At 69.5% G+C, this 14718-nt stretch carries 9 protein-coding genes and 1 pseudogene; 7 read left to right on the top strand and 3 right to left on the bottom strand.

Translation table 11 applies throughout. The features are described 5' to 3' along the window. Positions 1–5 precede the first annotated feature (5 nt). Positions 6–1175, top strand: a complete 1170-nt coding sequence (locus OG357_RS34800; protein WP_329624894.1) for an acyl-CoA dehydrogenase family protein — start codon at positions 6–8, stop codon at positions 1173–1175. Between the two features lie 124 nt (positions 1176–1299). Further along, entirely contained in the window at positions 1300–2613 is a 1314-nt protein-coding gene (locus OG357_RS34795; protein WP_329624893.1) for an MFS transporter, read from the top strand. Positions 2614–2965: 352 nt separating this feature from the next. Here the strand turns inward: OG357_RS34795 and OG357_RS34790 are convergent, their stop codons facing one another. Both OG357_RS34790 and OG357_RS34785 read right to left on the bottom strand, forming a co-directional pair. Further along, the gene (locus OG357_RS34790) at positions 2966–3673 is read right to left on the bottom strand and encodes a pyridoxamine 5'-phosphate oxidase family protein (protein ID WP_329625788.1); all 708 of its coding nucleotides are present in this window, start codon (positions 3671–3673) and stop codon (positions 2966–2968) included. 95 nt (positions 3674–3768) lie between these two features. After that, positions 3769–5244: a globin domain-containing protein gene (locus tag OG357_RS34785; protein WP_329624892.1), complete on the bottom strand. Its 1476-nt coding sequence runs from the start codon at positions 5242–5244 to the stop codon at positions 3769–3771. A 1466-nt stretch (positions 5245–6710) separates the two neighbouring features. Here OG357_RS34785 and OG357_RS34780 point away from each other — a divergent pair. Continuing rightward, entirely contained in the window at positions 6711–6896 is a 186-nt protein-coding gene (locus OG357_RS34780; protein ID WP_329624891.1) for a CsbD family protein, read from the top strand. Positions 6897–7048: 152 nt separating this feature from the next. Here OG357_RS34780 and OG357_RS38895 read toward each other — a convergent pair whose 3' ends face one another. Beyond that, positions 7049–7861 (bottom strand): methyltransferase, encoded by an 813-nt coding sequence (locus OG357_RS38895; RefSeq protein WP_443066772.1) that lies wholly within the window; start codon positions 7859–7861, stop codon positions 7049–7051. 740 nt (positions 7862–8601) lie between these two features. Between OG357_RS38895 and OG357_RS34765 the strand changes: the two genes are divergently transcribed. The 4 genes and pseudogenes from OG357_RS34765 (at position 8602) to OG357_RS34750 (ending at position 13926) form a co-directional block, all read left to right on the top strand. Beyond that, positions 8602–10647: a SpoIIE family protein phosphatase gene (locus OG357_RS34765; protein WP_329624890.1), complete on the top strand. Its 2046-nt coding sequence runs from the start codon at positions 8602–8604 to the stop codon at positions 10645–10647. Between the two features lie 115 nt (positions 10648–10762). Further along, a complete protein-coding gene (locus tag OG357_RS34760; RefSeq protein ID WP_329624889.1) occupies positions 10763–11317 on the top strand; it encodes a hypothetical protein in 555 nt (184 codons plus the stop codon). A gap of 208 nt (positions 11318–11525) precedes the next feature. Beyond that, positions 11526–12473: pseudogene (locus tag OG357_RS34755) on the top strand (TerC family protein); the annotation flags it as partial. 907 nt (positions 12474–13380) lie between these two features. After that, positions 13381–13926 (top strand): EF-hand domain-containing protein, encoded by a 546-nt coding sequence (locus OG357_RS34750; RefSeq protein ID WP_329624888.1) that lies wholly within the window; start codon positions 13381–13383, stop codon positions 13924–13926. Positions 13927–14718: the final 792 nt, after the last annotated feature.

The following is a 14718-nucleotide window of genomic DNA, read 5'->3' as shown; positions in this document are numbered from 1 at the left end:
CTGGCATGCCCTTCACCCTCGAACCCTCCTACGACGACAATCCGCGCCTCCAGGACCTCGTCGTCCGTCTGCGCACCTACCTGGCCGACGAGCTCATCCCGTACGAGCGCGAGCACGGCATCACCGCGGAGACCAGGCTCGACCGCACCTCCCTCGAACACGTCTGGAAGCGCAGCGCGGAACTCGGCTTCTACGGCATCAGCCTGCCGCCCGAACTGGGTGGCCAGGGCCTGAGCTTCTACGAACTGTGCGCCCTCAAAGAGGAGCTGACCGCCTCCGGCGCCGCTCTCTCCCACTCGGTGCTCGGCGACATGGGCGGCCCGCTGCGCGTCGGCGCGATCGTGAAGTACGCCACCGAGGAACAGCGGGAGCGCTACCTGATGCCCGTCGTCCGGGGCGAGCGGGCCTGCTGCTTCTCCATCACGGAGGAGGACGCGGGCTCCGACGTACGCCGCATGACGACGACCGCCACCCCGAACGGGGACAGCTACGTCCTCAACGGCAAGAAGGTGTTCAGCTCCGCCGCTCCCTTCGCGGACTTCGCGATCGTCGTCGCCCGCATGGCCGGCACCGAGGAGGCGTACAGCGCGTTCCTCGTCGACCTGGACACCCCCGGCTGCACGGTTCTCGATGGCGAAGTCCCCATGTCCGGGCAGCAGATGGAGGGCGACCTCGTCTTCGAGGACTGCCGGATCCCCGCCTCGAACCTCCTCGGCGAGGTCGGTCAGGGCCTGCGCATCGGCATCGGCCGCATTACCCTCAACCGCCTGCTGCACTGCCCGTCCCTCATCGGCGCCGCCCGCCGCGCCTGGGACCTGTCAGTGGAGTACGCCATGAACCGCGTCGTCTTCGGCCAGCCGCTCCTCGCCCATCAGGCGATCCACCACAAGATCGCCGAGATGGCCACCGAGATCTACGCCGCCCGCGCGATGGTGATGGCCACCGCCGCGAAGGCCGACCGGGGAGACAACGTCTCCGTCGAGGCCAACATGTGCAAGCTGTTCACCTCCGAGGCGTCCTTCCGCGTCGCCGACCAGGCTGTCCAGATCCACGGCAAGGCCGGGCTGACCCGTGGCCACGAGGTCGAGCAGATCTTCCGCAGCCTGCGGATGTTCCGGATCGTCACCGGAACCACCGAGATCCACAAGAACGCTATCGCCAAGGGCCTGATCTGACCGACCCCTTGGCGCCCCGGGCGGTGCCGCGGGCCCCCGCTTCGGCGAGCGGGCCCGCGGCCTCGGGGGACGACCGCCCACCTGTACGACCCCCTGCTCCACCCGCATCCGCAGGAGTCGCCCCATGGCACCCCGTACCGCCGCCGCGCCGCCCCGGCACTTCGCCGCCCCGGCACCCGACCGCCGCAGAGCCTGGCTGATCATGGCGATGATCGTGGCCTTCATGGTCATCAACTTCGCCGACAAGTCGGTCCTCGGCCTCGCCGCCGTGCCGATCATGGAGGAACTCGACCTCAGCAACAGCACCTACGGCCTGATCTCCAGCTCCTTCTACTTCCTCTTCAGCGTCTCCGGACTCCTCGTCGGATTTGTCTCCACCCGCATCTCCAGCCGGGTCCTGCTCTTCGTCATGACCGTGGTCTGGGCCGTGGCCCAGCTCCCGGTCCTGGTGGTGGCAACGGTCCCGACCCTGATGGCAGGCCGCATCCTGCTCGGCGCCGCCGAGGGACCGGCGGCGTCGATGTCCATGCACGCCCTGTACAAGTGGTTCCCGCCGGAGCGCCGCGCCCTGCCCTCGGCCCTCCAGATCGGCGGCGCGGCCCTGGGCACGCTCATCGCGGCACCCGTGGTCACCTGGCTGATCGACGGCTTCGGCTGGCGCTCGGCCTACGCCGTCCTCGCCGCCGTCAGCGCGGCCTGGGCGTTGGTGTGGTGGCGCGTGGGCCACGACGGCCCGTACGACCACAAGCACACGGCCACCGGAACCAGCGGGCCGAGGCTCCCGTACCGCAGGATCCTGCTGACCGGCACCGTACTCGGCAGCATCGCCAGTGCCTTCGGAGCGGCGTGGGCACTGTCCCTGAGCCACGCCTGGCTACCCGCCTACTTCAGGACGCAGATGGACATGTCGACGGCGGCTTCCGCGACCGCCATCAGTGTCATGTCCGGCTTCGGCCTCGTACTGCTGCTGGCGGTGTCGCCGTTCGTGGACGCGCTCAAGTCCCGTGGGGTGAGCGGCCGTTGGTCCAGCGGGGCGGCGCAGAGTATCGCCGTGTGCGCGGCCGGGTGCGCGATGGCGGCGTTCCCCTTCGTCGACGCGTCCGGTCCGCGGCTCGTGTTGATCGCGCTGGCCTTCGGCGGCATCGCGATCGCCATTCCCCTCCACTACATGACGACCGCGGAGGTCGTCCCTCCTGCCCAGCGCGGCGCCGTCTTCGGCATCGTCGCGGGTATCGGCACCCTGCCGGGCCTCGTGGCACCGTTCCTGACCGGCCACCTCATCGACGCGGCCGACACCCCGGCCGCCGGCTACACCACCGCGTTCCTCGTCGCCGGCGCCGTGATGCTCACTGCCGGCGCCTTCGCCCTCACGGCCATCCGTCCGGAGCGGGACGCACGACGCCTGGGGCTCGACACCGGGCCCGGCCCGTTGGGATAGGCGCCCGACCGGCCTCGCGCACGCGAAGGTCCCGACCCCGATTCCGGGTCTGCCGGAATCGGGGTCGTGGGCTGGTTCACCGCATGGAGTGTGAGCCTGCGAGCGCCCGCGTCCAGGCCGGCGGCCACGACGGTGGACAGCAGCACCGGGTGCCGGCGCATCCATGGAGAGGACCGTTTCCGACGGCCGCGGCGCAAACGGCGAGTCGGGAGGGAGGAGCTCTTCCACGGTGTCGAGGAGTTCCCCCTGGGGTCGAGTTTCGAGCCGTTCACCTTGTGCGGCTTGCCGTCGACGAGTGTCGCGACGGAGTCGGACATGCCGCACGCGCGACGGAGGATCGGCAGGGGTCAGGTCAGGCGGAGACGTTTCTGCTGAACCAGCCGCTGAACGTCTGTTCCTTCGCCGCGGCCGCACGCCGCTCGGCCCGTTCCAGCACCCTTTCAGCCTCCGCTCGCCAGATGGCCGCATCCGCGCGGGGCGGGGGCAGGAACGGGCCACGCTCGGCCGCTTCGGCGGCGGCTCGGAAGAAGTCGCCACCCTTGCGCTTGAAGTCGTCCGTCCCCCACGCGCGGCCGGTGTCGTGTGGGGGCACCTTCCGCAGGTGGGGAATGTGCTTGGCGCAGTGGATGTACGCCTCCTCGACGGCGACCTCCACCCAGACCTGAGCACGACGGCCCGGTACGGGGTCGTACGCGAGGCCGAAGTGCGTACGGCGCATCTCGTCGTCGGCGACGATCCGCGCCGTGCCGTTGACGTGAAGTCCGATGCGGTCCTGGAGGAAGTCCATCATCAGGATGCCGACGTGGGGGTTCTCCTCGATGTTGCCGAGGCTGGCCTGAACGCCGTTGCCCCGGTACTCGGGGTAGGCGAGGGTCCGGTCGTCCAGGACGTGGAGAAATCCGGGCGGCCCGGCCCGGAAGGTGTTGTCGCATTCGCCGTGCCGGTCGGCGGTCGCCAGGAAGAACATCTCCTGCCGTGCCGCGAACTCCCGCATCCGGGTGTTGAGCCGGTCGAGCACCTGATCGGCGTAGAACCTGTCGGCGCGTTCGGTGGTGCCCATGCGCTGCTGGACCCGATGTTCGCCGTCGCTCCCCGGGCGAGTGGTGCGTACCGGCGGCGCCTGCCGGAGCCCGGCCTGTTCGCGTTCGAATGTACTCAATTCCTTGCCCCGACCAGTTCCTCGATGGAGTCGTGCCGTATGCGGTGGGCGGGTATGCCGATGTCCACCAATGTGTCGACGCCGCGGCGAATCATGCCGGGCGGCCCCGACAGGTACGCGTCGTAGGTGTGCCACGGGCCGTACTCGTACACGGCTTCCGGGAGCCGGGCGCCCAAGCCCCCGCCTGGGCCGTCGTCCACGACCGGACGGACGGAGAGCCAGGGGTGCGATTGCTGCATCCGGAGCATGGTCTCGATGTCGTACAGGTCGTGGCCCCGGCGGGCTCCGTAGAACACTTGGACGGAGCGGTGGCGGCCGTGCTGAGCCACATCCTCGACCAGGGCCTTGATGGGCGCGATGCCGGTGCCGCCACCGAGGCACAGCAGCCCGTTGTCGGTGCTGTGGTCCACGGTCATGGATCCGGCGGGAGGACCGAGCCGGATGACGTGCCCCGGGCGGGCGCGGTGCACGAGGGCGTTGGAGACCCAACCCGCCGGCACGGCCTTCACATGGAAGGAGAGCAGGCCGTCGGAGCGGGGTGCGCCGGCGAAGGAGTAGTGCCGCCAGACGCGCGGCCACCAGGGGGTCTCCAGGGCGGTGTACTGCCCGGCGAGGAAGGGGTACGGCTGGTCCGGCCGGACCGTCACGACGGCGATGTCGGGCGTACGCATGTCATGGGCGACCACCTCCGCCTGCCACGAGGCGGGGGCGCGCAGCGCGTCCACGGCCGCCGCGTCGATCATGATCTGGGAGATCGTGGTGTAGGCGGCCACCCAGGCGGACTCGGCCCTGGGCCCCCAGCTCCGCGGGGCGTAGCGGGAGAGGGCGCCGATGAGGCATTCGCCGACGGCGGGATAGTGCTCGGGAAGGGTGCCGTACTTCCGGTGTCCGCGGCCCAGGTGGGACAGGTACGCGGTCAGGGTGGCGGTGTCGTCCGCGTGGGTCGCGGCAGCGAGCAGCGCCTTGAAGAGTCGGTCGCGCTGGGTGTCCATGGCAGCGGGGAAGAGTGCCCGCAGGTCGGGGTGGCGGAGGAAGAGCAGGGCGTAGAAGTGCGAGGTGACCTTGTCGGCGATCGGCTCGATCTCGGCCATGGTGCGCCGCAGGAGGCCTACGTCGGACGTGTCCTCCGAGGCCGGGGACGGAGGTGGAGCCGGGGCCGGGGCCGGGGCCGGGGTCGGGGCGGCGGCCTGGGTCGGGCCCTGCCGCTGAGCCGGAACCTGGGCGGGTGAATCAGGTGCCGTGCGGCTCCGGTCGGCGCCGCTGCCCACGAGGCGTATCCGGGTGAAGGGTCTGCCGGACATGCGGCCCTCGGTGTCCCGGTGCCCGTCCTCCTGACCATCCCGCTCGCCGCCGCGCTGCCCGTTCCGGTGATGCTGCGGGTCTGTTCCGAACCAGCCGGCGCTCCGACTGCCACCGCCGGAACTGTCGCCGGACCTGTCGCCACCGGCGGACGTAGGGGTCGGAACATCCATCGGTTTGCCTCGCCTCGAGCATCTTTCGGTCGTCTGCGTACGTGGGGTCCGAGTGCGCCCCCATCCTTCCTCTCCGTATCGGAATTCCCGGCGTTTCACCCCAGCTTTCAAAGCCAATGACACGCACCGCACTTGATATGCGACAGCACTCGAACGTTCGAACGGGCTCGACCATACCTCGCTCGCACGCACTCGCGACCAGGCCCTTAAGCCGCCACGGTCCCACGGCATTTGGGCAGGTCAACACCGTGCGCGGGCGAGAAACTCGGGCTCCGCAATGAGTTACCGACGAGTTCGAGCGATACGACGAGCCGTTCGCCACAGGCTCATGAGGAAATTCCCGACGGAAATGAAGCAGGGCAGCTCGAACCTCTCACACTGCATGCGCGAATTCCTCACTTTCTCCACATTCGACTGCCTCCGCGGAGCCAGAGAGCCATCAGGGCCCCAGGCATGTCGGGTCGTCAACGACCACCGCGTGGGCGGGAATGACAACGAGCTGGTGCTGCACGTGCACTCCGGGTGGTACGACGGGCCGGGCCCGCCGCTCGGCGCCGCGGTCCCCGGTTCCGGAAACAGCGGCGGTCTACACCTCGGGACGGTTCAGGCCGTCGCGGTTCTCTCCGCCGTCGCGGCGGACGCGCCGGCCCTTCGTCGCTCCGCCGTGTTTCGGGGTGGCCGTGGACCTCGAAGAGCAGGCCGATGCTGGTCGGGTTCGTCGCACCGACGACGACGGAGAGGTCGGCAGGAGTGCTGACACGGGACTTCAGTCAGCACCAAACCAGCACGGGAAAGTGCCGTGCTGATCGCGGGCACGAAGGCGAGCTAGTCGGCGCCGCCGGAGGCCAACCATCGACCCCTGAGATGGTCGCTCACAGCAACCAGATGCCCGGTGTTGACGGCGCTCCACCCGAGCCCCACGACCAGGACGAATGCCGAGGTGTGGCGGCCGGCCCGTAGCGGGCCAGGCGTCGTAGCCCCTTCCATCGGTCGGCCGCGGCGGACTTCAGCCCGGCTTCGACGCGGTCACACAGCCGTACGAGGAGCAGCCCGGCGAGGGGGAAGGGGTACGGGGCAGCTGGAGGTGAGGAGACGCTGCCAGGTGGCGGGCCGAGGGACAGCAGGTAGCGGCGGCGCCGGACGCTATGTGCGAGCCGGCGATGGCCTTCGGCGCCTTCGAGGAGGCTGCCGCGGCACTCGATGCATGGCATGAAGCCGGCCCGCCGTGCGCCACGCCCGGCGGGCCGTCTGCGCCGGTACACACCCGTGGATATGTCCGGGGCACAGAAGACGCTGGCGGCTCCCCTGCACCACGTTCTGAAGGAGGCGTTCAGCGACTTGGCGAGGAAGGCGCCAGGGCGTCACAGTCCCATGTCCCCGTCGCGACGTTCCGTCGACGGGCGGGATTCCCGGTGCGTGACTAGCGTGACCTAGGGGATGAATCCACAGGAAAGGGGCAGGTCCGAATGGCCGGCAAGGGTACGGAGAAGGCGAAGGGCAAGTTGAAGGAAGCCGCCGGAAAGGCGACGGGCAACAAGCGCCTGGAGACGGAAGGCAAGACGGACCAGATGAAGGCCAAGGCCCGGGAGGCGGGCGACGCGGTCCGTGACCGCGCCAAGGGCGTCAGCGACTCCCTGGATCCCGAGAAGTAGACCCGGCGAGCAGTGCGTCGTCGGCAGTCGGCAGCCCCCGCCTACCACCAAGGAGGCGGGGGCGCCGTCCGCGGGGTGGAGCCCCCGGCTGTGAACGGGCTGGGCTCGTCCGCTCCTACATATGCGGCTGGCCGTAATACCGGGCGAACTGCTCAAGGTAGGTGGGTTCGCCGCCGTACGCGGCCTCGTCGAACTCGGGGGCGTCCCTGATCTGGTCCTTCGTCCGGTCGACGTAGACCTTCTTCTCCGCGGTGTCGATCAGCTTGATGGTGCCGGCCGGAGGGGATCGCGAATAGGTAGAGGACCGCAATGAGGACCGTGAGCCACGGTACGTGCCGCCACCGGGCCCACCAGCGGGCCGGGGGTAGATCCCAGACCTTCTCGTAGGCGCTCTGTACCACGGTGCCGAACGAGAGGCCGAACACGGCGAGCAGGGCGAGGCCGAACGCCGTCGTCGTCCGCCACACCTGGCCCGGCAGCGCGAACAACCGCTCGATCTCCACCCTGGCAGCCTCTGACACGCCGAGACCGTCCCCGAGCCACTGCGCGAACCCCTCCCCGTACCCGCCGCGGGCGGCCCCGTGCGCCGGAAGCCGGGGCCGTGCCGAGGGGACGTAGGGCGGGTTCGCGACGACGATGTCGAAGCGCCGGCCCTGAGTCCTGTTCGCGAAGTCGCCGTGCATCACCCGCAGCGACAGCTGCTGCCGGAAGGCGTTCAGCCGGGCGGCGATCACCGCGCCCCAGGAGACGTCGACGGCGACGACGCGGGCCCCGGTACGCGCCGCGGACAGTGCGAGGGCGCCCGTTCCGGTGCCGATGTCCAGGACGTCGGTGGCTGCGTCCATCTCCTCATGGGAGAGGGCCTCCGCGAGGAGCCAGGTGTGGGTCTGCGGGCGGTACACGCCTGGCAGGACGATCAGCCGCGCGGGAAGCGCTCCGAGGGCCAGAGCCGTACTGGGCACCATGGACCTCCTCCGGAATCGGTGGGTCCGCAGGGGCGTCCGCGTACTGCTCCATCGTGGCGCCGGGGCGCGAGGTCCGCTGCTCGACGCGGTCCGGGCCGCGCCGCGGGCAGCTGAAAACGGCCGGCCCCGGGCAGTGGGCACTGGCGGCAGACGGGCACGCCTGCGGCGCCTTCTGCCAGCATGGGCAGGCACAGCCGTCCCAGGCCTGCGGACGAGCCGTCCCGCGCCGTGCCCCGCATCGACGCCGATGATCCGCTTGCGCCCTACCATCGGTGGAGGCGCGCCCCGATGAGCAGCACGGCGTCAGGCAGCACCGCCCTTGAGCGGACGGCGTCCGGGACCGGGGCGTCGGTGGGTACACGCGCTGTCCGGGTTGTCCGAGCCTTTACGGGCAGATGTCGTCCTCGCACGGCTGAAATCAGCATTTCTGAGCGTCATGTAGACCTCGCCCGTCTCCATGCGGTACTCCGCGGCGATCTGCTTACACGTCCAACCCTGCCTGCGCGGATGCCTCAAGCCCTCGACGCTCGGCTTGATCATTTCCCCCACTCGTCGTCGATCCCATTGGGCCCATGCGGCCCCGCCACAGCACGTGGGCGGGCGCCTTGCTTGGCCCCCGAGAAGGCCGGCTCTGCGTCCGGATGTCGTGGATGTGAGCGGGAGCTCATACTGAGGAGGGCGGCGGTCGCGCCGGGGGCTGTTCTGGAAGTGTGGCGATGGAGCAGGGGCTCTTTGACGAGGTGACCACCAGCCCGGCACGCGACGCAGGCGGGTGGCTGGGTTCGCTGCCGGTTGCGGTGGTCGCGACGAGCGCGGACGGGCGGATCGTGCGGTGGGATCACGCCGCGCAGGACCTGCTCGGCTACACCTCGCACGAAGTGCTCGGGCGGCATATCGCGGACCTGCTGCACCCGGATGCGGACCGGAGCCTTGGCCGGTCGTTGTGGGAGGGCGCGGCCACCGGGCGCGGGGTGATGGGTACGGTGACCGCCTGGCACAGGGAGGGGCGGCCGCTGGAGCTCGAGATCTGGGCGTGCCCGGTCCCGGCCCGGCACCGCGGCGGGACCACTGTGCTGGTGTTCGCTGTCGAAGCCCATGACGCGAGGCGGATCCGGGGCTCTTCGGCGGTGTGGGAGGGGATGTTCTTCCGCTCCCCGGTCGGGATCGCGGTCCTGGACACCGAGCTGCGGTTCCTTCGGGTCAACCCCGCTTTGGAGGTCATGAACGGGCTGCCGCAGGCCGCGCACGTGGGGCGTCGCCTGGTGGAGATCCTGCCGGAGGTGAACGCTGCGGAGCTGGAGCGGGCGATGCGGCAGGTCCTGGAGAGCGGGGAGCCGGCGTTGGATCTGCGCCGTGTTGGCCGTACTCCGGCCGATCCCGACCACGACCGGGTGTGGTCCGGGTCGTACGTCCGGCTGGAGGACGGAGACGGCCGTCCGATCGGACTGATCGCGACGCTGATCGACATCACGGCTCTGCGGCAGGCGCAGCTCGAAGCCGAGGCCGGACGCCGCCACGTCGCCCTGATCAACGAGGCCAGCGCCAAGATCGGCACCACCTTGGACCTGGATCGGACCGCGCAGGAACTCGCCGACGTCGCCGTGCCCGATCTCGCCGACGCCGTCACCGTCGACGTCTTGGACACCCTGGCCTCCGGTAGTGACCTCGGCCCGGGCCTGATGGGCGGCACGGCCCTGCGCCGCCTGGGCAAAGCCCCCCTGACCGGATCGCGTATCACGGCCGCCCTCGCCCCGCTGGGGCGCACGATCACCTTCCCCGCCCACGCGCCCTACACCCAGGCCCTGGCAGAGCGCGGGCCGTTCGTCATCGCAGAGCTCGACGAGGCGGCCATCGCCCCGGCGGCCCGCCACTCCACCGTGCCCGCACAGCTGCTTGAGCTGGGGGTGCACTCGTTCATGATGGCCCCGCTGCTGGCCCGCGGGATGGTGCTGGGGCTGGCGACCTTCTACCGCATCCGACCACTCGGCCCGTTCACCGAGGACGAGGTCGCCCTGGCTGGCGAGCTGGCTGCCCGGGCAGCGGTGTGTGTGGACAACGCCCGCCTCTACCACCGCGAGCACGACACCGCCCTGGTGCTGCAGCGCAGCATGCTTCCGCAGCACATCACCCCGCCTGCGGGGATCGAGGTCGCCCACCGCTACCTGCCGGCCAGCGACGTCAACGAGGTCGGCGGAGACTGGTACGACGTGATCCCCCTGGCAGGCGGCAGGGCCGCGCTCGTCATCGGCGACGTGATGGGCCACGGCACCGCGGCCGCGGCGGTGATGGGCCGCCTCTCCGCCAGCGTCCGGGCGCTCGCCCGCCTCGACCTCGCCCCCGAGGACCTGCTGCACCATCTGGAGGCCGCGCTGGAGGACTTGGCCGAGCCGATGCTCGTCACCTTCCTCTACCTTGTGGTCGACCCGGCGAGCGGGCACTGCCACATCACCCGCGCCGGCCACCCTCCGCCCGCCGCCGTCACACCCGACGGCACGGTGCGTCTCCTCGACGTGCCGCCCGGCGTCCCCCTCGGGGTTGGCGGCACGCGCTTCACCACCACCGGCCTCACCCTGCCCCCAGGTAGCCTCCTCGTGCTGTACACCGACGGCCTCATCGAGGCCCGCGACAGCGATATCGACGATCGCCTGGCCGAACTGACACACCTGCTCGCCCAGCCCGCCCCGTCCCTGTCCAGGCTGTGCGACAGCCTGCTCACCCACCTGGTGCCCGCCTCCGCCGACGACGACATCGCCCTCCTCATCGCCCGTATCACCGGCACCGGCTGACCCAGACCGAGCGCTTTCCGAAGCCGGGCGGAGGGGGCCGTAGGGTCGGCTGGCCCGAGCGATCAGCCGCCGGGCCGGGGTCTTGAAGGCCGGTGTGAGCAGCCGGGGGACGGTTGTGCGGTTCGTGATTGTCGACCGGGAGGACCGCATACCCGCCGGTCCGCGTCCTGTGGCGGTGCTCGTCCGGGACGGTTGGGACGACTTCGGTTTCCGGAGCATGTTCCATCTGAAGATCATCCAGGAGGGTGCGCGGCACGAGATCGGCGTCGTCAAGATCGGTGATCTCGGCACGGGCCGGCGCGAAGAATCCGCCGTGCAGCTGCCGGATGAGTTCACGATGCTGGGTGAGGACTTCTTCTCCGTCGGCCAGGCCGACACCTGCTACGAGCGGCTGCGCCAGGCCGGCGACCACATTCGCCGCAGCGTGCTGGCCGCCCTTCGGGACATGGCATCGGACGAGGACGTCTTCGAAGTCGCCCGCAACGAGGAGGTGACCCGGACCTCGCTCTGGCGGTTCGAGAAACCGAACATGGTCGAGGAGCAGTTCCGGCGCATCGCACGCGGCGGCAACTGGATCAGGGCCTTCACCATCGCCTACCAGGCCCGCCTCCGGCCGGGGAAGGGGAGGGCGGGCTGCGCCTGTCGTTCAAGGTGGATCCCGACACGCTGACTTCGCCAACATCCGCATCCTCACCGTCCGTAACGGGTCAGCCCGCGCGCCGAAGTCCACGGACCGGGCCTGTCCGGCCCAACCGACATCGCGCCGGGGCGCCCTCGTGGCGCCGAGGCCGGCTCCACGTGCTCTCGCAGGCGTCATGCCGCACACTCCGATGTATGGGCCGGCGTACATCGCGCGGGCCATGGCAAGGGTTGCTGGCGTGCTTGAGGTCCCGCTCTGGCTGTGGGGGGCGTTCGCCGCGACGGTGGTGGTGTCGCTGGCGGTAGACCTGCTGTCCCACCGCACCGCGCACGTCATCGGGTTCAAGGAGGCTGCCGCCTGGAGCGGCCTGTGGGTGAGCCTCGCCCTGATTTTCGGCGGGGTCGTCTTCCTCGTCCTCGGCACCACCGCCGGCACCGAATACACGACGGCCTGGCTGCTGGAGAAAAGCCTCTCTGTCGACAACCTGTTCGTCTTCGCCGTGATCTTCGCGTACTTCAAGGTGCCTCGCGCATACCAGCACCGCGTGCTGTTCTTCGGTGTCATCGGAGCCCTCGTATTCCGCGGGATCTTCCTCTCCCTCGGCGTGGCCGTCGTCAGCCGCTTCACCGCCGTGCTGTTCGCCTTCGCGGCAGTCCTCTTCTACAGCACCTACAAGCTGCTCAAGGACGAGGAGGAGAGCTTCGACCCCGGCAAGAGCTTCGCCGTACGGATGCTCCGCAAGATCATCCCGGTGCGGGACGAGTACGCCGGGGCGAAGTTCTTCGTCAAGGAGGCCGGCAAATGGACAGCAACCCCGCTGCTCGCGGTGGTCGCCGCGATCGAGGCCGCCGACCTGATCTTCGCCGTCGACAGCGTCCCCGCCGTCCTCGCGGTCAGCGATGACGCGTTCATCGTCTACACGAGCAACGCGTTCGCCATCCTGGGCCTGCGAGCGCTGTACTTCATGCTGGCGGGGATGCTGGACCGCTTCCACTACCTGAGCAAGGGCCTGGCGATCATCCTCGCCTTCATCGGCGTCAAGCTCATCCTCCAGGCGTCCCACAAGCTGATCAGCCCCAGCATCCCGGAAATCCCCTCACCGATCAGCCTTGCCGTCATCGTCATCGTCCTGACAGGTTCCGTGGTGCTCAGCCTCAGAAGACCGGAACCGGCAGGGGTTCCGGAACCAGCTGACGAACGCAAGGGCGCCTCCGCGACCATCGAGCAGGTCGGGGTGCGCGGCGCACCACCTGTGGTGGATGACCCGGAGCCGCCGGCCACCGGTTCACCGGATCAGGACGGTGACGCACCCCCGCGCTTGGATCGCTCAGAAAGAAGGGCACTTCCCGACGAGACAGAACGGGCATATCGTAAAGAAATGGTCAAGATGAAGCGTAAGGCCGGCGCGTACGCGTGTCCGACCTGCAAGCAGTCCGTGCCGGCCGCAATCCACCGCCACAAGACCCTCGGGGTTTTCGTTCCCGTGTGGGGCCCGGGTGTATGTCAAAACCGTGACTGTCCCGACTACCGGTTGGACCCCAGAGGCAAGCATCCTCCAGGCCCGTAGCAAGAGCGACCGCGCATCGATGAGCCGGCCTGCAGCGGTGTCGAAGGCCAGTCGGCCAGTCCGCTGCGGGACGTCGCGCCCCCGGACCTACCTGACCCACGCCTCGCCGCGTCCGTTACGGCCCGGCAGAGGGCTTCAAATCGATTGCCGCTGGTTTCCGCAAGAACCTGTCGGGGGCAAGCCGACCACGCGCGCCGACGCTTCTGCGTCACGCGGTAGCCGTGAGAAAGGGGAACGCCTCACAGCCGGGCCGGCGGCCAGGACGAGACGTCGAGCACCAGTGGACCCCTCACGCAATGGGGGTACGAAAGGATGCCTCCCTCCCTTCACAGCCTGAACGCCAGAGGCTCCTTTGTCGTCCTCAGCCGTCCTCACGCGCGTCGACGGCGAAGGCGGCGCGAGCTCGCTGAGGGAGTGAACCTCAGACCGCCCGGGGAACTCTTGTAGAACGACGAAGCCTCGGAGCGCTGTCGCCTCGCGAGCTTGAACGCACGCACATGATGCACCTCTCGGAAGGGCAGGAAGAATGACGATGCTGGATCCGGTCACTCGAAGGCTCCGGCGGCTGTTCGCGGTCCTGGACACGAACAAAGACGGCTTCGTCACGTGGGGTGACTGCGAGCGAGTCGTGGACAAGTACGCGGCCGGCTACGAACTCGCGCGCAGCAGCTCCAGGATCGAGGCGTTGGAGAAGGCGTACTGGGCACAGTGGCTCGGACTCCTGGCGCAGTCGAAACCTGGGCGGGAGCGCCTGTCACAGGACGAGTTCGTCGCGGCGCACCGCTCGGCGGGCTACGACGGGGAGCGGGCCGGGCTGCTGGAGGACCTGGCGCGGGCCATCTTCGCGATCCTCGACACCAACGGCGACAAACGGATCAGCCGGGACGAGTTCTCCGCGTACCTGAACTTCTGGGGCGTCTCCAGCGCCGAGAACCCTGTGGTCTTCCAGCACCTGGACCTGGACCGCGACGCCTTCATCTCCCAGCACGAGATCGCCAGGGCACTCCGGGCGTTCCACCTCTACAACGACGACCTCAACACCCCCGGCGGAATCTTCCTCGGCATCTACTGAACCGTTCCGGGTTCGGCAGGGACTCGATTTCCCTGCAGGCCCGGTGGCGTGGGTGAGGACCGGTCCTACGTTGGGGAGCTTCGCGTCAGCTGCTAGGCATGCGCACAGCCGGCGCCGCGCAGCAGGGCGGCGGCCTCCGGCCCGGCACCAAGCGGGAGGCGTTGATGGAGGTGCGAGCACCTCAAGCACCGCCCCGATACTGCCCGCCACCCTCACGTCGCCCGCCCCTCCTGCCGTGCACGGCTCCGGCGCGGACCATCGCCGCGAGATCGTCGTGATCACGCAAGTGCAGGACCTCTTCCAGAGAGGCCGCCGTCACTGGCCGCGAATCCTTCCCCCGGACCTCGACCTGTCGCGCTGGTCAGCCTTCGTCATCGGCCTCGAAATACAGCCACAGATCTTCGTCCTCGTAGTAGGTCCGGAACCAGGTCGTCATGCCGCAATCCTGATCCACGACCTTGGCCAAAGAGATAGGGGCACCCCCCCTAATCCGAGCTGTAGGCGGTTCAAAGTCGTTCGTGCAAGGGCTCGAGCCGCTTCACGCCGGTGACGGATGTCTTGAATCCCCCCGGGCCTGCGAGGCCCCCTCAAAGAGCGGCACCGTCACCGGCAATTTCGTGGGGTGACGCGGACCCCGGACTGATGCCTCGGTGGAGCAGGTGACGGGCCCGGGTCTGCAGGAGCGCGGCGGCGTGCGATGAGTCGCTCCTGGAGGAGGCGTCGGCGCGCTGCCGTTGGTTCCTGCGGGAAGCCACGGAGGCATCGGGTAGTTGTCGGACCAGAGGCGGCGGG

It is taken from the genome of Streptomyces sp. NBC_01255, assembly GCF_036226445.1.
Lineage (GTDB): Bacteria > Actinomycetota > Actinomycetes > Streptomycetales > Streptomycetaceae > Streptomyces.
The sequence above is the reverse complement of the archived record's forward strand: the minus strand, read 5'-3'. Positions and strand labels throughout refer to the sequence as shown.